Here is a 25,115-nt window from a genome sequence, read left to right as displayed (position 1 = left end):
GTGTGAAACATGAAAAAAAAGTTTATGATATGGATGACTCTGCTTCTGCTTCTTTCCGCCTGTGCGCCAAAATTCGGCGAGGAAGAGGTAGTACAGAAAAAAAATGATAAAGAGCAAAAGGCTGTCATTCCGAAATACAATATTTCCGACTCCTATTACCGTGTTGTGTTGCCGTTTCAACCATCGGGAGCGCGCGGCGAAGTAGTCGAAGATTTAAATACGCGCCTAGACGTCGATGAGTTTGAAACTGGACTGATGCGCATCGCACAAAAACGTTTTTCGCCGGAAGATTATTTATTTCAAGAAGGCCAATATTTAGATAAAGAAACAGTGCAGCGCTGGCTGCAACGAAAACTCACGGCGGAGCAAATGAAAAAGAAAAAAGTGAAACCATCAGAAAACGTCGGTTTAAATCCGCCTATTAGCGACAAGGGAACGAATGAAGAGAAAAACAAAAAAAGCCCGATTTATTTGGCAAGCATTTTAGAACATGATTATTTAATGAAAATAAGCGACGATAAAGTGAAGTTAGGAGGAGTTGTCATCGGGCTGGCGCTGAATTCGGTTCATTACTATGAAACGGAAGAAGGCTACCCGCGCGAAGAAAAAATAAAAGACGATGTCATCGAACGGGAAGGAAAACGCATCGCCGCGGAAGTGCTCTCCCGGCTTCGCGACATGAAAAGTTTGAAAGAAGTTCCGATTACGATTGCTTTATATAAACAGGCACCGAGAGCTTCCGTGATTCCAGGGCACTTTTTTGCCGTTACCCATGTTGATGAAGGAAGCAGTACAATTGATGATTGGGAAGCGATTAAAGAGGAATATTATTTATTCCCGTCAGATGAAGCGGAGGAAAATCACCGCGACGACTGGTTAAAATTTAATAACTTTAAATCCGATATTGAAGAATTCTTTCCAAATTATACCGGGGTTGTTGGAAAGGGATTATATGTAAATGACCAGCTGCAGCAATTAACGATTAACATTACCATGCCGTTTTATGGAAAAGCGGAAGTGATCGGATTTACGCAATACGTGACCGGATTAGCGATGGAAAAGTTTCCAGATTATATTAATGTAAGCATTTATATCAACTCCACGGTTGGCCCGGAAAGCGTTATTGTTCGGCAAGCGAAGGCAGATCAGCCGTTTGTCCATATTTATCAATAGTTTTTTCGCTTTTCTAAAAAATTGAATCATGCCGATTTATTCGTTAGAATGGTAGGTAGAGGTTGTAAACGCTTTTTTTGCAAATTCTGTAAAGGGGGAATCACGGATGGTACAACCTTATAAGCATGAACTGCTCACAGATTTTACGGTTGAAGCAAATCGAAAAGCGTTTGAAGAGGCGCTGACAAAAGTCGAAGCGGAGCTTGGCAAAGATTATCCTTTAATTATTGGCGGTGAACGGGTCACAACCGACGAGAAAATCGTTTCGATTAACCCCGCGAATAAGACGGAAGTAATCGGCCGCGTGTCGAAAGCGAATAAAGAACTTGCCGAAAAGGCAATGAAAGTTGCTGATGAAGCATTTAAATGGTGGAGCAAAACAAAGCCGGAAGCGCGTGCGGATATTTTGTTCCGTGCCGCTGCGATTGTGCGCCGCCGCAAACATGAATTTTCCGCATTGATGGTAAAAGAAGCGGGAAAACCGTGGAAAGAGGCGGATGCCGATACGGCAGAAGCGATTGACTTTATGGAATATTACGCGCGGCAAATGCTGAAATTAAAAGACGGCATTCCAGTTGAAAGCCGTCCAGGCGAAACGAACCGATTTTTCTACATTCCGCTTGGCGTCGGCGTCGTCATTTCGCCGTGGAACTTCCCATTTGCGATTATGGCTGGTACGACCGTCGCATCGCTTGTTACCGGCAATACGGTGCTGCTGAAGCCTGCGAGCGCAACGCCAGTGGTTGCATATAAATTCGCGGAAGTGTTGGAAGAAGCTGGCCTTCCAGCAGGAGTATTAAACTACATTCCGGGAAGTGGTTCGGAAGTAGGGGACTACCTCGTTGACCATCCACGCACCCGCTTTATCAGCTTTACTGGTTCCCGCGATGTCGGCATCCGCATTTATGAACGTGCGGCGAAAGTGCATCCGGGCCAAATTTGGCTCAAGCGTGTCATTGCGGAAATGGGCGGGAAAGACGCGATCGTCGTCGACAAAGAAGCCGATTTAGAATTAGCGGCACAATCGATTGTTGCATCAGCGTTCGGCTTCTCGGGGCAAAAATGCTCGGCTTGCTCGCGCGCGATTGTGGTAGAAGATGTGTATGATCAAGTATTAAACCGCGTCGTTGAGCTGACAAAACAGCTCAAAGTCGGCGATCCGGCAGAGCAAAGCACGTTTATGGGACCGGTCATCGATCAATCGGCGTATAACAAAATCATGGAATATATCGGAATCGGCAAACAAGAAGGTCGTCTCATGACTGGCGGTGAAGGAGACGACTCCAAAGGATTCTTCATTCAGCCAACCGTGTTTGCTGATGTTGATCCAAACGCGCGCATCATGCAGGAAGAAATTTTCGGACCGGTTGTGGCGTTTGCGAAAGCAAAAGATTTCGATCATGCGCTTGAAATTGCCAACAACACGGAATATGGTTTAACAGGCGCCGTGATTTCCCGCAACCGCGCCAATCTCGAAAAAGCGCGGGAAGAGTTCCATGTCGGAAACCTTTACTTCAACCGCGGCTGCACGGGCGCGATTGTCGGCTACCAACCGTTCGGCGGCTTCAACATGTCCGGCACGGACTCGAAAGCAGGCGGCCCTGACTACTTGATTTTGCATATGCAAGCAAAAACGGTATCGGAAATGTTTTAATGAAAAACCCTCTCTGCCTAGGCGGGGAGGGTTTTTTATGTGTTGGCGCGGTTCGTTGAATTTAAACATTTTTATTGATTCCAATGTTATGTGATGTTTTATGATAGTGTCAGAGGGGGAGAACGATGAAAAAGACGTATCCAATCGGTGAGTTTGCGAAAAACAGGTCAAATTGCAAAAGAAGTTTTTGGCGAAGATTTATCACGATTTCATTTGAAAGAGGAATGAACTTGCTGAAGAGCCAATGCTGTTTTCATCTCCTTTTTCCAAAGAAGAAGAGGAAAGGATTGCAAAATCTGTTCAAATATTTTTAGCGAAAGAAGGAGTGAATTTGAGTGGGGAAGAATCGTGATATGCCTATAGACAATTGGAAAAGTTTCTGGGAGTTAATTAAGAGTACGAAGCCGCCAAAATGGATTTTTGTCACTGCTATTACTCTTAGTTTGATCGAAACAGGGGTTGGACTCATTGTACCATGGTTTACTAAATCTCTTGTTGACCAGATCGCTGCATCTACGGTAGAACCATCGATTATTATTTTGCTTGCGGCTTCATTTATTTTGCAAACGATCACTTCCGGTTTTTCTTACTACTTCCTCACCTATATTGGGGAATATGTGGTTGCAGCAATTCGTAAAAAGCTTTGGAATCAAGTTTTATTATTGCCTATTTCTTTTTTTGACCATCACCAATCTGGAGAAACGATGAGCCGAATTACTCAAGACACCAACACGGTAAAAATACTGATCACTCAACATTTAGTTACATTTCTCACTGGATTCATTTCGGTTGGAGGGGCTGTTAGTATTCTCCTTATTATCGACTGGAAAATGACCCTTATGATGGTGACGGCTATTCCAGTTTCGCTCCTCATTCTCTGGCCGCTTGGGCAAAAAATGTACAAAATTTCAAAAGCTACTCAGGATGAAATGGCCAGTTTTTCAGCCAATCTTGGCAGAGTGTTATCCGATATTCGTCTTGTAAAAGCTTATTGTGCATAGAAAGAGGAACAAAAAAATGGGGAACTAGGGATTCTTCATTTATTTCAATTCGGTCTAAAAGAAGCGAGAATACAGGCTGTTATTTCCCCTTTTATGACCTTTGTGATGATGCTCGTTTTAGTCATTTTAATCGGTTATGGCGGAGTTCGTGTAGCCTCAGGCACGCTTTCATCGGGCTCTCTTGTCGCCATCATTATTTATATGATTCAAATTGTTGTTCCTTTTAGTCAGATGGCTGTATTTTTCACCTCATTCCAAAAAGCAATGGGGGCAACAGAACGAATTCAAAGCATTTTATCCTTAGAGAAAGAGCCAAGAGGCAACTTACCTGCGGTGCAAAGTCCTGAGCAAGACATATATTTTCGAAATGTTTCCTTTTCTTATAAAAAGGGAGAGCCTGTACTCAAACAAGTAACGCTCACCATTCCTTCAGGAAAAACAACGGCTATTGTTGGTCCAAGCGGCGGTGGAAAAACGACATTGTTTGCTTTGCTAGAGCGATTTTACACACCTGATGAAGGAGAAATATTGCTTGGAGAAACCAATATTGAAGATTTTCACTTACATTCGTGGCGCAGTCAAATCGGTTATGTCTCGCAAGAAAGTCCAATGATGTCAGGAACGATACGCGACAATATTTGTTATGGGCTAAATAGAGACGTTTCCGATGAAGAAATAGAGCGAGCAGCCAAACTGGCAAATGCAGCGGAATTTATTGAGCGGCTTCCAAAAGGATATTTGACGGAAGTTGGGGAACGGGGAATCAAATTATCAGGTGGACAACGACAGAGAATCGCCATTGCCCGCGCTCTTATACGCAATCCAAAAATTCTTCTCCTTGATGAGGCAACCTCAAACCTAGACAGTTCATCGGAAGTTCTTGTTCAAAAGGCCTTGCAGCGGCTAATGGAAGGAAGAACCACACTTGTCATTGCTCACCGGCTCTCCACCGTTATCAACGCAGACCAAATCGTTGTATTAGAGAATGGGACCATCACCGGAGTCGGAACACATAGCGAATTGCTGCAAACTCATCCGCTCTACAGAGAACTGGCCGAACAACAATTCCAAACAATATCGGAGTAAACGCAAAATAAATTTCTTTTCCGATCGCAGTGCATAGGTACGGACCCGATGTTAAAATTTTAAGAGCATATCGTAATATACTTGCTATAGAGGAGCTTCCTTTTCTTGAAAAATGGGCAAAAGAGGTGTTCGCTGGCCATTCATGGGTGTTTTTAATGAGATTGTATGAGTTTCCAATTTAGCTGTTGCCCTGCTCCTGTAGAAGCCATTCCGCTTGATGAAACGCTACAAAGTAAAATGATAGATCCCATTTTTTATATGGATAACTTTATTTTCTGGCATTCCGGTGATTCCGCATAAAAACGGACGGTTGATGAGAGCGCTGTCGATGGAGATAACGAGGCTTTTTGCCTCATAAAAGCGGACCGCTATGTTTCCGATAACAAGTTCGGAATAGGTGCCGAATTCATCGCTGCTTTCCGTTACAGACTGGCGCGGCACATCAAATAAACGGCAATATTTTTGCAATGATTCATCAAGGTTACTTACATTCATCCCAATATACGAAAGGGATGGAATTCCGATCCTGTGTTGCATGAGAGGAGCCATTTCTTTCGTGCGGACCTCTTCGGGTTCGCCCCACTGAATAAAAAACGGGTAGCGGCATGTATCATCTTGTTCGTCTTTAATAAATAGCATCGACCAGCTTAATACTTTACCGTCTTCACGTTTTCGGCTTCCGGAAAACGGGCCAATCGGCTTTAGTCCTTTTGCCTGGATGTGGGCGATGACAGCATCGATATCGTCCGTGCGGAATGCCAATTGCGAAAAGCCTTCTCCTTTATGGGAGTCTGCGACGATTTGCTGGATTAATACGTTGTCGGAAGTTTTTGCTTTATCAAAGTCCGTAAAGCCGATCCATTCAATATATCGTAGTCCTGTCAAGTAGTTCAAGCAGTTATACGTGCCCCAAGAAAGATGTTTTCCACCGTTTATTGCGTGAAATCCGATAAGCTGAAACGCGGTTTTCGCTTCTTCCGGATTTTTCGTAAAGTGAACGATATGGTCAAACATAATATCCATGCTGGCTACTTCTCCTTTTTATAAAAAATAGAGGGCGAGAACTGTTTGGTAATAAATGCCTAAAACAGCCTGCTTTTCATTTTTTATATATCTCTCGCTCATTATCCGTCGTTTTATGAACAGCAAAATCGACATCAAGCTTAATATTGTTTAGCTGTTCGTTCAGTTGTTGGTAATGGGAATCTACTTTTTTCTCAAGTTTATAAAGGCCTTGTTTGAGAGAAGCGATTTCACCTTGGATGTTGTGTACGTCCATTGCGAGGGCTTCGAGTTTGGCATCTGTTTTATCTTGCCGGTAAAGAAGTGCCGTCATTAGTTCGTTCAGTTCTTTTAGTCCGGATTTCAAATAAGCCTGTTCTTTTTCCAAACATTTTTGACCATCGTGTAAATTTTTCACTTCATTTTCCAACGTTTTTGGCCATCGCGTAAATCTTTTACATCTTTTTTTTAACCGCTTTTGCCCATCACTTAGATTTTTTATTTCGTTTTCTAGCTGTTGTTGTCCGTTGCGTAAATCTTTTATTTCCGTTTCCAGCCGCTGTTGTCCGTCGTTTAGACGATACAGGGTGTCTCCCATATTCCCAAGACGATCTAATATTTGTTGGGGAAGTACATCAGTCATCGATTTCTCTCTTTTCGAAAAATAAAAAATAATGTCTTTCCTTTAATATAGCACGTACGTTCGGTTTTATCAAGCAATAGTAGGTTTTACCTTGATTATTTTTTAGCCTCATTTTTGTTTTCTTTTACAGGATGCGGCAAATGTTGCTTCATTCGATGAAAGTTTGGTATCATCATAGTATTGTGATAGGTCGAACTCATTGGAGGTGAAAAAGATGTCGAGAATTTCTATTGAACAAGTAAAACATGTAGCGCATTTGGCGCGTTTGGCGATTACGGACGAAGAAGCAGAAATGTTTACGAAGCAGTTGGACGCGATTATTACGTTTGCTGAACAATTAAACGAGCTCGATACAGAAAATGTTCCGCCAACATCACACGTGCTTGATATGAAAAACGTCATGCGCGAAGATGTGCCGACACCGGGACTTCCGCGTGAGGAAGTGCTGAAAAACGCGCCGGATCACCAAGACGGTCAGTTTCGCGTGCCAGCGATTTTAGAGTAAGGAGGGGGAAGCAATGTCATTATTTGACCATAAAATTTCCGAATTACATCGTTTATTACATAAAAAAGAAATTTCTGTTTCTGATTTAGTCGATGAATCATTCCGCCGCATTGGCGAAGTGGAAGAAAAAGTGCAAGCGTTTTTAACACTAAATGAGGAAAACGCGCGCGCGAAAGCGAAAGAGTTAGATGACAAGCTGGCGAAAGAAGAAAACGATTTCGGTACGCTTTTTGGCATGCCGATTGGCATTAAAGATAATATTGTGACAAAAGGATTGCGCACAACATGTGCAAGCAAAATTTTGTATAACTTTGACCCGATTTACGACGCAACGGTCATGGAGCGCTTGCATGAAGCCGGTGCGATTACGATTGGAAAATTAAACATGGACGAGTTTGCGATGGGGTCTTCCACAGAAAACTCCGGCTTTCAACTGACGCGCAACCCGTGGGATTTAGAGCGTGTGCCGGGCGGCTCCAGCGGCGGTTCCGCTGCGGCAGTAGCGGCAGGCGAAGTACCGTTTGCTTTAGGTTCTGACACGGGTGGTTCGATTCGCCAACCAGCAGCGTTCTGCGGCGTTGTTGGTTTGAAGCCAACATACGGACGCGTATCGCGCTTCGGACTTGTCGCGTTTGCCTCTTCACTTGATCAAATCGGCCCGATTACGCGTACGGTAGAGGACAACGCCTACTTATTGCAAGTCATCGCTGGTTTAGATCCGATGGATTCAACATCGGCAAATGTAGAAGTGCCAAATTATGTAGAGGCGCTTACCGGTGACATTAAAGGCCTAAAAATCGCCGTGCCGAAAGAATATTTAGGCGAAGGCGTATCAGAAGAAGTTCGCCAATCCGTACTTGATGCATTAAAAGTGTTGGAGAAATTAGGAGCGACATGGGAAGAAGTATCGCTTCCGCACTCAAAGTATGCGCTAGCGACTTACTATTTGCTTGCTTCTTCGGAAGCGTCCGCGAACCTTGCCCGTTTTGACGGAGTTCGTTACGGCTACCGCACGGATAATGCGAAAAACTTAATTGATATGTACAAACAAACGCGCAGCGAAGGATTCGGAAATGAAGTGAAACGCCGCATCATGCTCGGTACGTTCGCGTTAAGTTCCGGATATTATGACGCATATTACAAAAAAGCGCAAAAAGTGCGGACATTAATCAAACAAGATTTCGAAAAGGTATTTGAAAAATACGACGTCATTATCGGGCCGACGACGCCGACGCCAGCGTTTAAAATCGGCGAAAAAACGCACGATCCGTTAACAATGTATGCAAACGACATTTTAACGATTCCAGTAAACCTTGCCGGTGTTCCTGGTATTTCTGTACCGTGCGGCTTTGTGAACGGCTTGCCGGTCGGATTACAAATTATCGGCAAACATTTTGATGAAAGCACGATTTACCGTGTCGCCCATGCGTTCGAGCAAGCGACCGACTATCATAAACAAAAACCAGCGTTATAAGGGGGGAAACATGATGAATTTTGAAACGGTCATTGGTCTTGAAGTTCACGTCGAGCTAAAGACAAAATCGAAAATTTTCTCCAGCAGCCCAAATGCGTTCGGAGCGCCCCCAAACACGCAAACGAACGTCATTGATTTAGGATACCCAGGGGTTCTCCCAGTGTTGAACAAACAAGCAGTCGAATTTGCGATGAAAGCGGCGATGGCGCTAAACTGCGAAATCGCGACTGAAACGAAATTTGACCGCAAAAACTACTTCTATCCGGATAACCCGAAAGCGTATCAAATTTCGCAATACGATCAGCCGCTTGGCAGAAACGGCTGGATTGAAATTGAAGTGAACGGCAAAAAGAAAAAAATTGGCATCACTCGCATTCATTTGGAAGAAGACGCCGGAAAATTAACGCACACCGGCGACGGCTATTCGCTTGTCGATTTTAACCGACAAGGCACTCCATTAATTGAGATTGTGTCAGAACCGGATATCCGCTCCCCAGAAGAAGCGTATGCGTATTTAGAAAAATTAAAATCAATCATCCAATATACAGGCGTTTCCGATTGTAAAATGGAAGAAGGTTCGCTTCGCTGCGACGCGAATATTTCCCTTCGGCCAATTGGCTCGAACGAATTTGGTACGAAAACAGAGTTGAAAAACTTAAACTCGTTTAACTTCGTGCGTATGGGTTTGGAATACGAAGCGAAACGGCAAGAGAAAATTTTGCTTTCCGGCGGCGTCATCCAGCAAGAAACGCGGCGCTTTGATGAAGCGACGAAAACAACGGTGCTCATGCGCGTGAAAGAAGGTTCGGAAGACTATCGTTACTTCCCAGAGCCAGATCTTGTCATGCTGTATATCGACGACGAATGGAAAGAGCGCGTCCGCGCATCGATTCCAGAGCTGCCAGATGCGCGCAAAAAACGCTACATCGAAGAACTTGGCCTGCCGGAATACGATGCGAAAGTGCTGACGCTGACAAAAGAAATGGCCGACTTTTTCGAAGCAACGGTGGCAAACGGAGCGGATCCGAAACTGGCTTCCAACTGGCTCATGGTCGAAGTGTCGGGATACTTAAATGCCGAGCAAAAAGAACTGCATGAGATCGCGTTGACGCCGGAAAGCTTGGCCGGCATGATTAAGCTCATTCAAAATGGCACGATTTCATCGAAAATCGCGAAAAAGGTATTTAAAGAGCTCGTTGAAAAAGGCGGAGACCCAGAAAAAATCGTCAAAGAAAAAGGGCTTGTGCAAATTTCCGACGAAGCGACATTGCGCAAAATCGTCATTGAAGTGCTCGACGCCAATCCGCAATCGATCGAAGACTATAAAAACGGTAAAGACCGCGCGCTTGGCTTCTTAGTTGGCCAAGTGATGAAAGCGACAAAAGGACAAGCCAACCCGCCGCTTGTTAATAAGTTGCTAATAGAAGAAATGAATAAACGATAAACAATCAAAAGCTGGCTGTTATATACAGCCAGCTTTTACTTTATTTTAAAAAACTTCCTATTGATGTTTTGGATAATCCATATGCGTGAAAGAAAGGAATACTATTACGCCGAAGCAAAGAAACTAGGATTGTTTTCTTCCGGCGAAGAACAATCTATTTCGTCTCGTCAACCATTGGATGGGGCGGAACGGACATCATCATCGTTTCTGCATAGCTTGTTTGGTTTTTTCATTTTGGTCTTTCTGATCATCCTCTTCAACGTGATCGTTCCATGTATGAAAAAGTTTGTTCCACAAACAGGTTGTTTTCGGAGGAACTTTGACATGTTTCACATGACAGAATCATCAATAAGGAAAAAGGAAAAAGTCCTGATTGCCATCTGGCAAAACAGGAATATATCATTATTTATCCTGATTTTCCCTATGTTACCATTTAAGTAGAAGGTATAAATGGGGGGAGAAAATCAAGGTGGCGTCTTTATCAGAATCGATCAAACAAGAAGTGAAACGCAAGGACTACGAGACGATGATGGATGGTCTTAAGTCTTATTAGAGGCAGGTCGAAGAAACAATCGGGGATTTTCGGCATGGGACTCTAGCATTTTATCCCGTAAGTGCCGAGAATGTCCCGCATTGGCAGAAAAAAACGGGGAAAGCGCATGAGCCGATATCCGGGAGCTTGCGGAAAATGATGGATGCAACGGCAGACGGTCTTCTTCATGAAATAAGCAGGGAAATCGCCCAGATTCGCCAAAAGATAGAGGAACGGCAATGACGACGATTCGAGTCAAACCAGAAGAGTTGGAAACGGTAGCAAAGCATATCCCAAATGCGGAAGAAGCTTGCTGTCGTGCGCGGACCTCGCTTTCCTGGGAACTTCCCTCTTTAGTGATAGAGATTACCGGCATCGGTTCTGATGATCTTGAGCTCAAAGACGAGCTGATTCATTGGCTCCACTGCTATAAAGTTATGCCTGCCCTTCAAGCGGCGTATCTCTACGTGGTAAAAGGCCGATTACCAACACAATCTGTTCGTTCAAAAAGCAATGGAACGACCTTCTCGCCAGCATTCCATTTGTCCGTGGCAGCCGGACTTGGCGGGAATCGGCCCAGTGCCCCGCGTATGGATGGAGCGAAGCAGAGAAAGAAGCGGTAAAGTACATGAGAAACGTAACAGTAATCAAATAAGCATATTATATGAGGCTGGCTCAAAAGGTCGCTGAATTCACCTTTGAGTCAGCCTCTTTCACTTATCTGCGAAATTCTCATTCCACTGGCCCATGTATCATGCTTGAACGCATGATGACGCCAACAGGCCGGTCATCGTCCAATATCCAAATGGTTTAATATGGATGCATCTGTTGTATAGGAGGCAATCACATCCATATCACCGTTTTTCGGTGCTTCCTATATTCCTCCACCTGGCGCTTGCAACATAGAGGATTCAATGAATTTTGCCATAAATTATTCTTAAATTTTCCAAAGAAAATGCACAAATTGGGATTAAAGTTAATAGATGTAGATGTGTCAACAAAATGCCGGGGGTGATTAGATGAACATGACGCATTACATGGAACTGTTAGCGGTGAATCAACCTTGGAATTTGATTTTATTTATGGCTATTCCCGTTGCCCTTGCGGAGACCATTGCAATAACGGAGCTAGCCATTCTTTTTACTCACCGTTTCGATGGAATGATGCGTAAAGTCAACAAAATATGCAGCATCATTGTTGGTGTTTACTTTTTAGTAATTTTTATTTACTTATTTGTTAATGCTGTCATTCCGTTTACATTGAATGGGGAATGGCGCGGATGGATTGATATCATTGCGGTAGGATTCTATTTAATGGGAGTCCTTCCGTTATTGGGATTAAGTCTAATCGATTTAGGCATAATCGGGCGGAGATGGAGCGAGGAACAAAAGTTGAAATATCATTCCACTTTCGTTGGTATATTTTTAGTAGTAGCCCATATTGCCATGATTTTTGGAATGCTCGATCCATCGATCGGCGGCCATTCTCATCATATGCATATGTAAAAAATAAAGCGGTATGGCGCTTAGAAGCATCATACCGCTTTATTTTTTACATACACGGGCGAAGAATGGCTGACGATTGATGCATCAAGAATGATAAAAATTGCCAACAAACTCGGGATGGCATTTTCACATTTTGTGTTGCCGTCCCTTATTTCATGCATCTCTATTTTGTTTTCTTTCCCATAATTCCTACTGAATTTTGAGGATATGGGAGTATATCAGAGCATTTCTAAGAATACGGAATCTGCTCCTGAGTCAACATGGCAAATTGGTAAATATGCAAAGATATAGCTCTATACAAAACTTGTAAACAACATCCAATTGACGATATACTATTATTGTGACTGTTTTCACCCGTTATTCCCATTTTATGGCCTCTCCTTGCCACTGCACATCACTTCAGCGCAATCTATATCAATAACGCATGCATAATCACATAAAGGAGGAATTTCATTGCGAAAATGCTTGCTTCTATTTTTATCCGCTGCCATGTTCTTCACTTTAAGCGCCTGCGGAGCTGGCGAAAAAGCGGAGAAAGGGAAAATTGTTGTCGCGGGTAAAAAGTTTACTGAACAGGTGATTTTAACCCACTTGCTTGCCGAATATTTGAAGGCGAACACCGATTTAGACGTAGAAGTAGAAGATAGTTTGGGCGGCGCGTTTATGCTGCAGCAAGCCATGGAAAAGGGAGATGTCGATTTATACGTGGAATATACGGGTACTGGTTACTTAAACATTTTAAAAAACAAATATGATCCATCGAAAACACCGGAAGAAATTTATGAAGAAACGAAAAAGCAGTATAAAGAAAAGTTTAACATCGCATGGCTGAAGCCGCTCGGCTTTAACAACACTTACGCCCTCGCAATGCGCAAAGAACTTGCCGACAAACTGGGTGTAAAAACGTACTCCGACCTCGCCAAGAAATCTGATCAGCTTGTATTCGGCTCCGATCCGGAATTTTTTGAGCGGAGCGACGGGTATGACGGGTTAGTTGAGACATACGGCTTTAAGTTTAAGAAAACTACCAACATTGATCCTGACTTGCAGTATGAAGCGGCAAAAAACGGCGATATCGATGTCATTACCGCCTATACGACCGATGCACGCATTAAAAAATACCATCTCGTTGTGCTTAAAGATGACAAACACTACTTCCCGCCTTATCACGCTGTGCCGATTATCCGTCAAGAAGCACTTGATGCCAACCCTGGATTGGAGAAAGTTTTGAATAAGCTCGAAGGTGTTTTAACGGATGAAAAAATGATGGAACTCAACGCGCAAGTAAATATGGAAGGAAAAAGTCCAAAACAAGCGGCCATTGACTTTTTGAAAGCAGAAGGATTGATAGATTAATGTTTTCTCATAACAAAGGGTGGGATGCGGATGATTCGCTTTGAAAATGTATGGAAACAATATGACGACGGTTTTGTCGCATTGAAAAATATTAATCTCGAAATTCAAAAAGGAGAATTGGTCACTTTAATCGGGCCAAGCGGATGCGGAAAAACGACGACGATGCGGATGATTAACCGCCTGATTGAACCGACGTCTGGAACGATATATATTGACGGGCAGGACATTGCAAAAATGAATCCAGTGGAACTTCGACGCAACATTGGCTATGTCATCCAGCAAATCGGGCTGTTCCCACATATGACGATTGCGGAAAATATCGCTTTAGTACCGAAACTGAAAAAATGGGAGCCGTCCGCTTATCAAAAACGGGTTGACGAACTGCTTGATCTTGTCGGGTTAGATCCGGCAACGTTTAAACATCGCTACCCGTCGGAGCTTAGCGGTGGCCAGCAGCAGCGGGTCGGCGTCATTCGTGCCCTTGCCGCAGAGCCTGACATCATTTTGATGGATGAGCCGTTTAGCGCGCTCGATCCGATCAGCCGTGAACAGCTGCAAGAGGATATTGTGAAATTGCAGGAAGAAATTCAAAAGACAATTGTGTTTGTCACCCATGATATGGATGAAGCCATTAAAATTGCCAACCGTATTGCGATTATGAAAGACGGAGAAATCGTACAATTTGCTACGCCGGATCAAATTTTGCGCCGTCCTGCCAACTCATTCGTACGCGGCTTTATTGGAGAGAACCGTCTGGCACAAAGACAGACAGCCGTGCCGACAGCGGAAGATTTAATGTCCCATTCCATCGCCACGGTATCGCCGAAGCGCGGATTGGCAGAGGCCTTCCGGTTTATGAAAGAGAAAAAAGTAGACAGCTTAATCGTTACGGATAAAAAGCAATCCTTTCTTGGTGTCGTGACATTAAAAGAACTAGAAAAACATTATCATCAGGAACATCTTCTTGTGGCGGACATTGCTGATTTCGATGTGACGACACTAACAAAGGATGCTGATGTGACGGACGTCGCGGAAATTTTCCATCAACGGGACGTCAGCGCCATCCCCGTATTGGACGGGGATCGCCTTGTCGGCGTCATCACGAGATCGAGCATGATGCGCGGGCTGGCGGAATGGGAGTTTCAAAAGCAACCGTGAAGGTGGGATGAGAAATGGATTTGCTAAACACGCTGATAGAACGAAAACAAGAGATTTGGATCGCTTTCCAAGAACATATTTTGCTTTCCGGAATCGCGATGATCATTGCGATTTTACTCGCCGTTCCGCTTGGCATTGTCTTGACAAGACATAAAAAGCTGGCTGAACCAATCATCGGCATCGCTGCTATTATTCAAACGATTCCAAGCCTTGCTTTGTTAGGATTTATGCTTCCGATCTTTGGAATCGGGAAATTGCCGGCTATTATTGCGTTAACGTTATATGCACTGCTTCCGATTTTGCGCAATACGTATACAGGCATCCTTGGCGTCGATCCCGCGCTTGTCGATGCCGGCCGAGGAATGGGAATGACATCGCGGCAAATTTTATGGATGGTCGAGCTTCCCCTTTCCTTGCCAGTGATTATGGCAGGCGTACGAACGTCTACTGTTTTGACGATCGGCGTGGCGGCGCTCGCAACCTTTATCGGCGCCGGCGGCTTAGGCGATCTCATTGACCGCGGACTGCGGATCGCCGATAAAAATTTGATTTTGGCCGGTGCCATCCCAGCAGCGATTTTAGCGATTTTATTTGATCTTTTATTACGGAAGCTAGAAAATAAAGTAACACCAAAAGGCTTAAAATCATAGCAAAAAAAGAGGAAGGACCGTATTTCTTCCTCTTTTTCATCGTAAACAGTGCCTGCCGCTGTTCGCCCAACTAGAGGGCAAGTAGCTAGTCTTTAACACATGCTTTGGGTAGCCTTTCCTTTCCGTTCGTGGACATCAAGAGAAGAGTGCGCCATATTTCGCGGTGAGGACTTCTTGACCATGGTGGACGGCTTCGCTGATTGCTTTTGTTTCATTGACAGAAACACAAATAGATGTTTCTACATGGTTAACGTTCTTTCATGCTCGTCATGTCTTCTTCCAAATCGGATGATCGTTCTGTCATATAATAATATTATCCATGGTGAAAAAATGTCGTCGACTTCCAATCGTGCAAAAAGCGCAGAGGATCGACGGGACTTCTTTTTTCCTTTCCTCTCTGCAGCCATCAGCATTTTCATCTATTGACGAAGTTTTGGAAATGGCGTATATTTAAACGTTAATACATCACCGTTTTTGGGATGATCGTAACGACGGAGAATTGCAGCCTAAATGAAAAGTAATATAATGATATTGAAAATATCGTTTGCATCTTAACTATGAGGAATTGAAACTATTCTGAAAGTAGGAGTTTGTATCTTAACTATAAGGAATTGAAAGAAATATGATGGCAAGCTAACCAATCCAAACGGTTATCTTACCTATAAGGATAGGAACTAAATGAATGATTAAATTTCTTCCCCGATCGAGCTAGTATCCTGTTTGCCAAAAGATGTAGGCCGGAAAATAGCTATGATGGGTAAATTTTACTAATAGTGAAAGCAAGAAGAGGCAGTTGAATGCGGCCTCTTCTTTTTTGTTTTTCATTGATATAACCATTCATTTCGAAAAATGCAAAATTTAAAAATTCAATTCTCTTTTTTTGTGTTATTTTGGTACAATGTAGTAAAAAAGTATGATGATGGGGTGGTATGTTGATAGAGACAATAGCGCAAATAGGGTGTATAGAATTGGGAGGAAAGTACCGAGAAGCTATTGATCAGTTTATTGAAAACCCAGGCTATCCCCATTGTATACATATTCTTCTTCAAAGAGGGAGCGACGGTGCATTTGTTTGGAAAGGCTGTGAAGTAGAGGAACAAAAATCTGATTTTCGTAAATATTTATTTCGCAGCGGCTCTTCCCGCGGGGTAAACTACTCGCCTACAGCCAAAATCACAACAGTAGAGAATACGTACCAGCAAAAAGTGTTAGGATGGTTTAAGAAAATGTGCAAAGTCAATAGAAATGGCTTCTTCCGTGGCATTCAAGAAGTATTGGAAAAAGAAAAAAACCGTATTTTGCAAGAATTACAAAGCAAGTTGTCGTTTTCTAGTAAAAGGACGATTCTTTCTTTAAAGGTGGACGGGTCGTATCTCTATGATATTCCCGAGTTTCGTGATGCGTTTCTGTTTTTGATCAATGAAAAGGATTTGGAATTATCCGCGTCTAATCAAGTTTGTTCCATTTGCGGGCAGCGGAAAGATACCGTTATTGGCAAAATGTCGGTGTTTCGTTTTTATACGCTTGATAAGCCGGGATTTATCACCGGAGGATTGGATGAAGAAAAGGCGTGGAGAAATTATCCTGTTTGTCTTTCTTGTAAGTCATATATTGAAGAAGGAAGAAGATTTATTGAAGAGAATCTTCGTTTTCAATTTTATGGATTTTCCTATTTGCTTATCCCCAAGCCGATCGTTCCTGTTGCAGAGGATAATGGCTTTGCAGAGGTGTTGGAATATTTATCTTCCCATAAAAAAGGAGTACGGATGCATCAGAAGCAGATCGAATCGTTTATGACCACGGAAGAAGATGTCATGGACATGTTGAAGGATATGAAAAATGTCGTTTCTATCCAGCTATTATTTTTGCAAAAAATTCAAAGTGCGGAACGAATTCTGCTTTTGATCGAAGATGTGTTGCCTTCAAGAATCAGTGAACTGTTCAAAGCCAAGTCCTATGTCGAACAACATCTATATGCGGAAGGAAATCATTCATTCCATTTTGGATTTATCCGGACTTTCTTCCATAATTCGTACGACAAATATTTTTTGCACATCGTCGAGTCGGTATTCAAAAAGCGGTCGCTTTCTATTTCTTTTTTGGCCAAATTCATTATGGAACAGTTGCGCAAAGAATTGCCTGCTTACCAATCAGGGGGACCGTCTTTTTTTTATAAAACGAGGCAGGCTATTGCCATAATTGTATTTTTAGAGCAGGCTGGTGTGTTGCCGGTTAAAGGAGGAACTGCCATGAGCGAAAAATTTGGTGTGCTGTTTGAAAAGTACGGAAAGCAGCTAGATACTCCGGAAAAGAAAGCTGTTTTTCTGCTTGGTTCATTGACGCAAATGCTTCTCGACATTCAACAAAACAAGTACGGCAGCAAGCCTTTTCTAAAGCAATTAATGGGGCTGAAAATGGACGAGCGGGCCGTAAAAGGGCTGCTTCCGAAAGTAATCAATAAGTTGGAAGAGTATGAATCCTATCATTTTATCCATAAGCAGTTAGCTGAGGAAATTTCCACTTTATTTTTGTTTTCATCCTCAAGGTGGAAAATGTCAGTAGATGAATTGAATTTTTATTTTGCTTGCGGCATGAATCTAGTTTCGAAGGTTAGAGAATCATTAATGGCAAAGGAGGAGGCATAATATGCTGCAAAATCGCTCTGAACTATTGTTTTTATATGATGTACAATGGGCCAATCCAAACGGGGATCCAGTTGATGAGAATAAACCAAGGATTGATGAAGAAACGGGAAGAAACATTGTAACAGATGTTCGGCTAAAGCGCACCATTCGAGACTATTTATATGATTATTGTCATCAAGAAATTTTTGTTCGCGAAATTGCGGGAGAAAATGAGTACATCCAAGATGCGAAAATGCGGGCGGAAGATTTTTTAGTCAAAGACGGCGAAAAATTGGATAAATCCAAACTGTCGCTTGCTGAGATGAAACGGATTATTAATGAAGAGATATTGCGTCAGTGCATTGATGTCCGTTTGTTTGGCGTGACGCTGCCTATTGAAAAAAACGCAAAAGAAAAAAGCTCTATTACCCATACAGGACCGGTTCAATTCAAAATGGGACAGTCGCTTCACGCAGTCAAATTGGAATATATTAAAGGAACAGGCGCTTTTGCATCGGGAAGCGGGATGATGCAAAAAACATTCCGGGAAGAATATGTTCTCCCTTATTCCCTTATTGCCTTTTACGGGGTTATCAATGAAACGGCTGCCGCGTATACGAAACTGACGGAAGAAGATGTGCAATTGTTGTTCGATGCGATGTGGAATGGCACGAAAAATTTGATTTCGCGCTCTAAAGCAGGGCAAATTCCCCGCTTATTGCTTCGTATTGTCTATAAGGAAAAACATTTTCATATCGGCGAGCTAGATAAATATATTTCTTTGCACTCAGAAAAAGTCGATGAGGAAATCCGCGATGTCTCCGATTATATCCTCGATACTGCACCATTGATCCGTGTTATGGAAAAACAAAAAGAGAAAATTGAAAGAGTGGAGATCAAAAAAAATGATCGTCTTGTGTGCAGTGAAGATATTATCGAAAGTTTGAAAACTGCGGGAATTCCAGTAGAGGTCAAATAGCAAGGAATGAAGAACATGAATGTGCTTGTATTTGATATTCGTGCGGATTTCGGACATTTTCGCAAAATCTATTCTACGTCATCACCTTTGACTTATTCGATCATTCCGCCCACATCTTTTTTTGGCATATTGGGGGCCATTATTGGTTTGGGAAAAGAGGAAAACGCATATTTGCGCTATGTGAATCATGAAACGGTCAACATGGCGATTCGCATTATGAGCCCAGTTCGGAAAATACGGATGGGATTGAACCATGTCAATACGAAGGGAAATATATGGGTTCCAAAGCAACGACGCGAAGGGGCGCGGACGCAAATCCGTACCGAATTTTTGCGGTTTCCGCATTTTCGCTGCTATGTCCATGTAAAAGAGCAGTCTTTGTTTCAACAGTTAATCGATTATATACAGCAACACCGAAGTGTATATACTGTCTGCATGGGGCTTAGTGAGTGCATCGCTGATGTCCAATACGTTTCTTTGGAGGAATTTCGCTTAGTTAACAATCATGCAGAGGCTGTTTCGATTGTTTCGGTGATTCCCGAAAAATATGTGACATCCCTTTGTATCGAATCGGGAAAAGAATATAGAAAGGAACGGTTCGCTTTTCAGATCAACGAGGAACGAATTGTGTCCGATTACGAAGAAATTTTGTTTGAAGCGAGCGGAGAAGCCATCCGTGCGGTTGTGTCCCATTATTGGGAAAACAAGACGGGAGAGCGTATTGTATTTTTGTACGATCACGGAAAGGAGTGATGAGATGTATTCTCATCTTCATTATCACTTGTCTAAACATTTAGAGGGAGTAGAGCATCTCTCCTTCTTGTTTTTATCGGCGAAAAATTTCAATCACAAAGCAATCATGGTTTTCTCAATGGAACAAATGGATTGCCGTTTTTGATGACATCGGCAAAGTGAATGGTTTTTTCAACAGTATCTTCATTGGGTACAAAATTTTGTGTTCGAGGGTGAAATAACTGTCGCCAATTATCAAAAATTGAAAATGGAGCTACAAAAACGTCATGGCCCCAGATGAAGATTCTGTCATTTTTTACATCTTTCGTACACAAAAATATTCCATGCGGGAAGAAATGGGATTGAAAAAGGTGGAGATGAATTCATCCTTTAGAAAGTAGGGAAACGATGCGATTGACGATCACGATGAGCGGGCGAGAGAAGCCGGTTACTCTCCCGCTTCATTATCAACAACAACTGCAAGGATTGCTATATCATTCTTTGCAAAATCCAACATTCGCTCATTTTTTACATGAAGTCGGATTTCGCAAGGGGAAGCGGTCGTTCAAACTGTTTACGTTTAGCCGTCTTTTCGGTTCTCATCAACTAAACTTAGAGCGAAAGACGATTACGTTTTACGATGAGTTCCATTGGCATGTCGGCACCGTATTGCCGGAAGTAACGCAAGAGCTTGGGGAATATTTGTTATTGCGTTCAGATGTGCAAATAGGTGGACAGCCTGTGGAAGTAAAGCGAATTGACGTAGAAAAGCGAGAGATTAAAAGCGAAGAAATTGAAATAGAGATGCTTTCGCCGCTAACGGTTTACAGCACGTACGAAACCGTCGACGGAAGCAAAAAAACGCAATTTTTTAGTCCATATGATGAAGTATTTTCTCATTTAGTCGAATTAAATTTCCGCAATAAATATGAAGCGTATTACGGCGTTCCGCCAAAAGAACGGTTATTTATCGAACCGATTCGCGTAACCGAAAAGCATAAAGTCGTAACGGTTTTTAAAGGATTTTATATTACCGCTTGGCTCGGATATTATCGCCTTCGTTCGTCCCCAGACAACTTAACCTTTTTGTATCGCGTAGGTATTGGCGGACGAAACTCCCAAGGTTTCGGCATGTTTCGCCTTCTTTTCGAACGCTGAGCACTTCCTTTGTTTGTCGTCGACCTCCAATCGTGCAAAAAGCGTGGGGGATTGACGACATTTTTTCCTTATCTCCCTACAGCCATCGGCGTTTTCGTATATTGACGGAATTTTCGAAATGACGTATACTGAACATAACGACATTGGAAAAACGTTGATACATCAACGTTTTTTAGGTTTTTATCTTAACTATAAGGAATTGAAAACCGAAATTGGGATACGATGGAAGCGAAAGCAGGTGAGTTTTATCTTACCTATGGGGAATTAAAAGAAATCGGCATCATCTGGCCAACCTCTGTTTTTATCTTAAGTACGAAAAATGGAAAACGTGCTAATATCGTAAGAAATTGAGCCATCGTTCTAGCGTGATATGATAAATGGTAACTGTTCATTTTTATCATACCTGCGAGCAATTGTGATAGTGGTTCTGGCAGTCTTTCCTTCATAATGTCAATATCACGTTATGACCTATTTGTGCATTCTCGTTTCTCTCTAGCACGATGCTAAGGAGAAACGAGTTTTTTATTGCACCTTTATGGTGCGCATGTTCTAATAGTGATTGATAAGAAAATATGTAGGAAGAGCTTGGTCTTTCTTGCAGGGAATGATATACAAAATTTTATTTTCGAAACAAGGGGTGAGGGCTGATGGAAAAAGAGGCGATCATTCGCTTTGAGCGGGTGACGAAAATATATGACGGCCAAGTAGTGTTGGATGACATCAGCTTTGATATCGAACGAGGCAAATTTTATACGCTGCTGGGGCCGTCGGGATGCGGGAAGACGACGATTCTTCGTTTGATCGCGGGGTTTACGGAGCCGACGGAAGGGACGATTTATTTTCATGGAAAACCGGTCAATCATATTCCGGCTAATAAGCGGCAGGTCAATACGGTATTTCAAGATTATGCCTTGTTTCCGCATTTGAACGTGTTCGAAAACGTGGCGTTCGGGTTGCGGATCAAAAAGAAAAAACAAGCGGAGATTCGTGAAAAAGTGATGGAAGCACTCCGGTTTGTCAATTTGGAAGGATACGAGAATCGAAGTGTGCAAGAAATGTCTGGCGGACAGCGGCAGCGGGTGGCGATTGCGCGCGCGATCGTCAACGAGCCAGAGGTGCTTCTGCTCGATGAACCGCTGTCAGCGCTTGATTTGAAGCTGCGCACGGAAATGCAGTATGAGCTTCGCGAACTGCAGCGTCGTTTAGGAATTACGTTTATTTTTGTCACGCACGATCAAGAAGAGGCATTGGCGATGTCCGATCAAATTTTTGTCCTGAACAAAGGGAAGATTCAGCAGAGCGGCACGCCGAAAGAAATTTATGATGAGCCGGTTAACCGTTTTGTTGCCGATTTTATCGGGGAGTCCAACATTTTGCGCGGAGTTATGCTCAAAGACTACCTCGTTGAATTTGCGGGAAAGCGGTTTATGTGCGTTGATAAAGGATTTCGTCCGAATGAACCGGTCGATGTCGTCATCCGTCCGGAAGATTTGCAAATAACGACGCGCGCCCAAGGAAAGCTGCAAGTGCGTGTCGATTCGCAGTTGTTCCGCGGCGTGCACTACGAGCTGTGCTGCTATGACGAGGATGGCAATGAGTGGCTTGTCCATTCGACGAAAAAAGCGGAAGTCGGCGAAGAAATCGGTCTTTATTTTGACCCTGAGGCGATTCATGTTATGCGCATCAGCGAGGAGGATGGAGAGAAAATCGATGAAAACTAGCATACGCAACGTTTATTTATTGCCGTATGTCGTTTGGATAGGGATATTTGTCGTCGCGCCGATTCTGTTGATCGTGTATTACTCCTTTTTTGATATTGAAGGAAAGTGGACGTTGTCCAATTATAAAATGTTTTTTACGCCGATTTATTTAAAAATGGCGGCGAGTTCCGTTTGGTATGCGTTGTTGGTGACGCTCTTTTCCTTGTTGATTGCCTATCCGGCCGCGTACGCTCTGACGAAAACGAAGCATAAACAGCTTTGGCTGCTTTTTCTGATTTTGCCGACATGGGTGAACTTATTGTTAAAAGTGTATGCGTTTCTCGGGATTTTTGGTACTTACGGATTGGCAAACGCCATATTGGCGGCGGTCGGCATTGGCGCCAAGCAAATTTTGTTTACTGATTTTAGTTTTGTGTTTGTATCGGTGTATATCTTTATTCCGTTTATGCTTTTGCCAATTTTTAATGCGCTTGAGGAATTGAATCCATCGCTTGTTGATGCGGCGCGCGACCTTGGCGCTTCGGCGTGGACGACGTTTCGCCGTGTTGTATTCCCGCTGACGCTTGATGGAGTAAAAGCAGGATGTCAGGCGGTGTTTATCCCGTCCCTGTCCTTGTTTATGATCACAAGGCTTATTGCGGGAAACCGTGTGATTACGCTTGGCACGGCGATCGAAGAACATTTTCTTGTCACGCAAAACTGGGGCATGGGCTCGACGATTGCGGTGTTTCTGATTATCGCCATGGCGGCCGTTGTCGCTGTGACAGGAAACCGGAAGCGAGGGTGAAGCGATGCGAAGCAATCAAAAATGGGGAAAAGTATATTTAGCAGTGGTTTTTGTCATTTTGTATATGCCAATTGTGTATTTAATTTACTATTCATTTAACAGCGGCGGTACGATGCATGATTTTGAGGGAGTGACGCTAGACTGGTATAAAGAAGTCCTCCATGACACGAGGCTATGGATTATTGTGCTGAATACGATCACCATCGCCCTTCTGTCATCAGCGATTTCCACGATTCTTGGGGTACTGGGGGCATTGGCGATTTATTACGTGAAAAGCTGGCGAATGAAGCAAATATTATTGATGTTAAACAACGTGCTGATCGTCAGTCCCGATGTCATCATCGGCGCCTCATTTTTAATTTTGTTTACGATGATCGGCATTCAGCTTGGGTTTACCTCTGTCTTATTATCCCACATTGCGTTTAGCGTGCCGATTGTAGTACTCATGGTGCTTCCGAAACTGCAGGAAATGAGTTCGACGTTGATCGACGCAGCGCGCGATTTAGGAGCGAATCAATGGGATGTGCTGACGAAAGTCGTCCTGCCGTATATTACTCCTGGGATTTTTGCCGGCTTTTTCATGGCGCTGACGTATTCGCTCGATGATTTCGCCGTCACCTTTTTTGTGACCGGAAACGGCTTTTCTACGCTGTCAGTAGAAATTTACTCGCGGGCGCGCCAAGGCATTTCGCTGTCGATTAACGCGCTGTCGGCGTTGTTGTTTTTATTGACGATTGCGCTTGTCATCGGCTATTACTTCATCAGCCAAAAAAGTGCTGTATCCGGAATGGGGGGGCGGCGTAGATGAAAAAACTGACCATCTTTTTTGCTGCTGTATTTGGCGCCGCACTATTGCTTTACTATGTTTCGCTTGCGTTGAATCGGACGGAAGGCTATGTGGGGAAAAATACGTTAACCGTTTATAACTGGGGAGACTATATTGATCCCGCACTCATCAAAAAATTTGAAAAGCAAACAGGCATAAAAGTGATTTACCAAACGTTTGACTCGAACGAGGCAATGATGGCGAAGATCGCTCAAGGCGGCGCGACGTTTGATGTCGCCGTGCCGTCGGAATATGCGATCAGCAAAATGAAAGAGGACGGTCTGCTTATTCCGCTCGACCATTCCAAATTGCCAAACTTAAAATATATCAACCCTCGCTTTTTAAATTTGTCGTTTGACCCTGGCAACCGTTATTCCGTTCCGTATTTTTGGGGGACGGTCGGCATCGTCTATAATCCGGGCATGCTTGGCGGCAAAAAAATCACCAGTTGGAATGATTTATGGGATCCGGATTTGCGCAATCAAATTTTATTGGTAGATGGCGCGCGCGAAGTGATCGGCATGGGGCTAAACAGCTTGCATTACTCGCTGAATGATACGAACAAGGAGCATCTCAAAGAAGCGAAAGAAAAATTAGATCGCCTCGTGCCGAATGTCAAAGCGATTGTCGGTGATGAAATTAAAATGCTTTTGGCGAATGAAGAAGCAGCGATCGGTGTCGTCTGGTCAGGAGATGCGGCGGAAATTATTGCGGAAAATGATAAGCTTGATTATGTCGTGCCGAAAGAAGGATCGAACTTATGGTTTGATAATATGGTGATTCCGAAAACGGCGAAAAACATTGAAGGGGCGCATAAATTTATCAATTTTATGCTTGACCCGAAAAACGCCGCACAAAACGCGGAGTATGTCGGTTATTCGACGCCAAATAAAAAAGCGCTTGATTATATGTCAAAGGAGATCACCGAAGATAAACGGTTTTATCCTGATTTTGACTCCATCGGGAATTTGGAAGTGTACAAGAATTTAGGAAAACGGATGCTCGCATATTATAACGAGCTGTTTTTGCAGTTTAAAATGCATCGGAAATAAGGTCTTTTCCAATACGGAAAAGGCCATTTTGTTTTCTTTTCTTAAAAGTGGGG

Annotated in this window: 21 protein-coding genes and 4 pseudogenes; 23 read left to right on the top strand and 2 right to left on the bottom strand. The window is 43.2% G+C overall.

Going from position 1 to position 25,115, the window contains the following annotated elements:
• Positions 1 to 9: 9 nt before the first annotated feature.
• The 3 genes and pseudogenes from HT574_RS17465 to HT574_RS17455 all read left to right on the top strand — a co-directional run bounded on the left by HT574_RS17465 (position 10) and on the right by HT574_RS17455 (position 4,914).
• Positions 10 to 1,173, top strand: coding sequence for a CamS family sex pheromone protein (locus tag HT574_RS17465; protein WP_175245583.1), 1,164 nt, complete (start codon positions 10 to 12; stop codon positions 1,171 to 1,173).
• Positions 1,174 to 1,279: 106 nt separating this feature from the next.
• The gene (pruA, locus tag HT574_RS17460; RefSeq protein WP_175245582.1) at positions 1,280 to 2,827 is read left to right on the top strand and encodes an L-glutamate gamma-semialdehyde dehydrogenase; all 1,548 of its coding nucleotides are present in this window, start codon (positions 1,280 to 1,282) and stop codon (positions 2,825 to 2,827) included.
• 335 nt (positions 2,828 to 3,162) lie between these two features.
• Positions 3,163 to 4,914: pseudogene (locus tag HT574_RS17455) on the top strand (ABC transporter ATP-binding protein).
• Positions 4,915 to 5,139: 225 nt separating this feature from the next.
• On the opposite strand, the gene HT574_RS17450 reads toward HT574_RS17455, so the two are convergent.
• Positions 5,140 to 5,937, bottom strand: coding sequence for a VOC family protein (locus HT574_RS17450; protein WP_175245581.1), 798 nt, complete (start codon positions 5,935 to 5,937; stop codon positions 5,140 to 5,142).
• 76 nt (positions 5,938 to 6,013) lie between these two features.
• Positions 6,014 to 6,559, bottom strand: a complete 546-nt coding sequence (locus HT574_RS17445) for a hypothetical protein (RefSeq protein ID WP_175245580.1) — start codon at positions 6,557 to 6,559, stop codon at positions 6,014 to 6,016.
• 214 nt (positions 6,560 to 6,773) lie between these two features.
• On the opposite strand from HT574_RS17445, the gene gatC reads away from it, so the two are divergent.
• From gatC to HT574_RS17355, 20 genes and pseudogenes are all read left to right on the top strand, one after another.
• Entirely contained in the window at positions 6,774 to 7,064 is a 291-nt protein-coding gene (gatC, locus tag HT574_RS17440) for an Asp-tRNA(Asn)/Glu-tRNA(Gln) amidotransferase subunit GatC (protein ID WP_003253258.1), read from the top strand.
• 13 nt (positions 7,065 to 7,077) lie between these two features.
• Positions 7,078 to 8,538: an Asp-tRNA(Asn)/Glu-tRNA(Gln) amidotransferase subunit GatA gene (gene gatA / locus HT574_RS17435; RefSeq protein WP_042408885.1), complete on the top strand. Its 1,461-nt coding sequence runs from the start codon at positions 7,078 to 7,080 to the stop codon at positions 8,536 to 8,538.
• Between the two features lie 13 nt (positions 8,539 to 8,551).
• Entirely contained in the window at positions 8,552 to 9,982 is a 1,431-nt protein-coding gene (gatB, locus tag HT574_RS17430; protein ID WP_175245602.1) for an Asp-tRNA(Asn)/Glu-tRNA(Gln) amidotransferase subunit GatB, read from the top strand.
• A gap of 81 nt (positions 9,983 to 10,063) precedes the next feature.
• Entirely contained in the window at positions 10,064 to 10,423 is a 360-nt protein-coding gene (locus tag HT574_RS17425; protein ID WP_175245579.1) for a hypothetical protein, read from the top strand.
• Positions 10,424 to 10,451: 28 nt separating this feature from the next.
• A pseudogene (locus tag HT574_RS20095) lies at positions 10,452 to 10,757 on the top strand (DUF5082 domain-containing protein).
• Positions 10,754 to 10,948 (top strand): annotated as a pseudogene (locus tag HT574_RS17420) (pre-toxin TG domain-containing protein); the annotation flags it as partial. The pseudogenes HT574_RS20095 and HT574_RS17420, both read left to right, overlap by 4 nt.
• 585 nt (positions 10,949 to 11,533) lie before the next feature.
• Positions 11,534 to 12,019, top strand: coding sequence for a DUF6803 family protein (locus HT574_RS17415; protein WP_175245578.1), 486 nt, complete (start codon positions 11,534 to 11,536; stop codon positions 12,017 to 12,019).
• A gap of 489 nt (positions 12,020 to 12,508) precedes the next feature.
• The gene (locus HT574_RS17410) at positions 12,509 to 13,375 is read left to right on the top strand and encodes a glycine betaine ABC transporter substrate-binding protein (protein WP_175245601.1); all 867 of its coding nucleotides are present in this window, start codon (positions 12,509 to 12,511) and stop codon (positions 13,373 to 13,375) included.
• A gap of 30 nt (positions 13,376 to 13,405) precedes the next feature.
• Entirely contained in the window at positions 13,406 to 14,533 is a 1,128-nt protein-coding gene (locus HT574_RS17405; protein WP_042408873.1) for an ABC transporter ATP-binding protein, read from the top strand.
• Positions 14,534 to 14,547: 14 nt separating this feature from the next.
• On the top strand, positions 14,548 to 15,183 hold the full coding sequence (locus HT574_RS17400; protein WP_175245577.1) for an ABC transporter permease: 636 nt from the start codon (positions 14,548 to 14,550) through the stop codon (positions 15,181 to 15,183).
• A gap of 929 nt (positions 15,184 to 16,112) precedes the next feature.
• Complete coding sequence (locus tag HT574_RS17395; protein ID WP_175245576.1) at positions 16,113 to 17,828, top strand: TIGR02556 family CRISPR-associated protein; 1,716 nt, start codon at positions 16,113 to 16,115, stop codon at positions 17,826 to 17,828.
• Between the two features lies 1 nt (position 17,829).
• The gene (gene cas7b, locus HT574_RS17390) at positions 17,830 to 18,786 is read left to right on the top strand and encodes a type I-B CRISPR-associated protein Cas7/Csh2 (protein WP_175245575.1); all 957 of its coding nucleotides are present in this window, start codon (positions 17,830 to 17,832) and stop codon (positions 18,784 to 18,786) included.
• Positions 18,787 to 18,801: 15 nt separating this feature from the next.
• Positions 18,802 to 19,539: a type I-B CRISPR-associated protein Cas5b gene (gene cas5b, locus HT574_RS17385; RefSeq protein WP_175245574.1), complete on the top strand. Its 738-nt coding sequence runs from the start codon at positions 18,802 to 18,804 to the stop codon at positions 19,537 to 19,539.
• Positions 19,540 to 19,711: 172 nt separating this feature from the next.
• Positions 19,712 to 19,912 (top strand): annotated as a pseudogene (locus HT574_RS20590) (CRISPR-associated endonuclease Cas2); the annotation flags it as partial.
• A gap of 14 nt (positions 19,913 to 19,926) precedes the next feature.
• Positions 19,927 to 20,676, top strand: a complete 750-nt coding sequence (gene cas6 / locus HT574_RS17375) for a CRISPR-associated endoribonuclease Cas6 (RefSeq protein WP_175245573.1) — start codon at positions 19,927 to 19,929, stop codon at positions 20,674 to 20,676.
• 222 nt (positions 20,677 to 20,898) lie between these two features.
• Complete coding sequence (locus tag HT574_RS20280) at positions 20,899 to 21,027, top strand: hypothetical protein (RefSeq protein ID WP_256411344.1); 129 nt, start codon at positions 20,899 to 20,901, stop codon at positions 21,025 to 21,027.
• 296 nt (positions 21,028 to 21,323) lie between these two features.
• Positions 21,324 to 22,397: an ABC transporter ATP-binding protein gene (locus HT574_RS17370; RefSeq protein WP_042408869.1), complete on the top strand. Its 1,074-nt coding sequence runs from the start codon at positions 21,324 to 21,326 to the stop codon at positions 22,395 to 22,397.
• A complete protein-coding gene (locus HT574_RS17365; protein WP_175245572.1) occupies positions 22,387 to 23,184 on the top strand; it encodes an ABC transporter permease in 798 nt (265 codons plus the stop codon). Before HT574_RS17370 ends, HT574_RS17365 begins: the two co-directional genes overlap by 11 nt.
• Before the next feature lie 4 nt (positions 23,185 to 23,188).
• Positions 23,189 to 23,992: an ABC transporter permease gene (locus HT574_RS17360; RefSeq protein ID WP_175245571.1), complete on the top strand. Its 804-nt coding sequence runs from the start codon at positions 23,189 to 23,191 to the stop codon at positions 23,990 to 23,992.
• Positions 23,989 to 25,062, top strand: a complete 1,074-nt coding sequence (locus HT574_RS17355; RefSeq protein WP_175245570.1) for an ABC transporter substrate-binding protein — start codon at positions 23,989 to 23,991, stop codon at positions 25,060 to 25,062. Before HT574_RS17360 ends, HT574_RS17355 begins: the two co-directional genes overlap by 4 nt.
• The last annotated feature ends 53 nt before the right edge of the window (positions 25,063 to 25,115 follow it).

The organism is Parageobacillus sp. VR-IP (assembly GCF_013357975.1).
Lineage (GTDB): Bacteria > Bacillota > Bacilli > Bacillales > Anoxybacillaceae > Saccharococcus > Saccharococcus caldoxylosilyticus.
The sequence above is the reverse complement of the archived record's forward strand: the minus strand, read 5'-3'. Positions and strand labels throughout refer to the sequence as shown.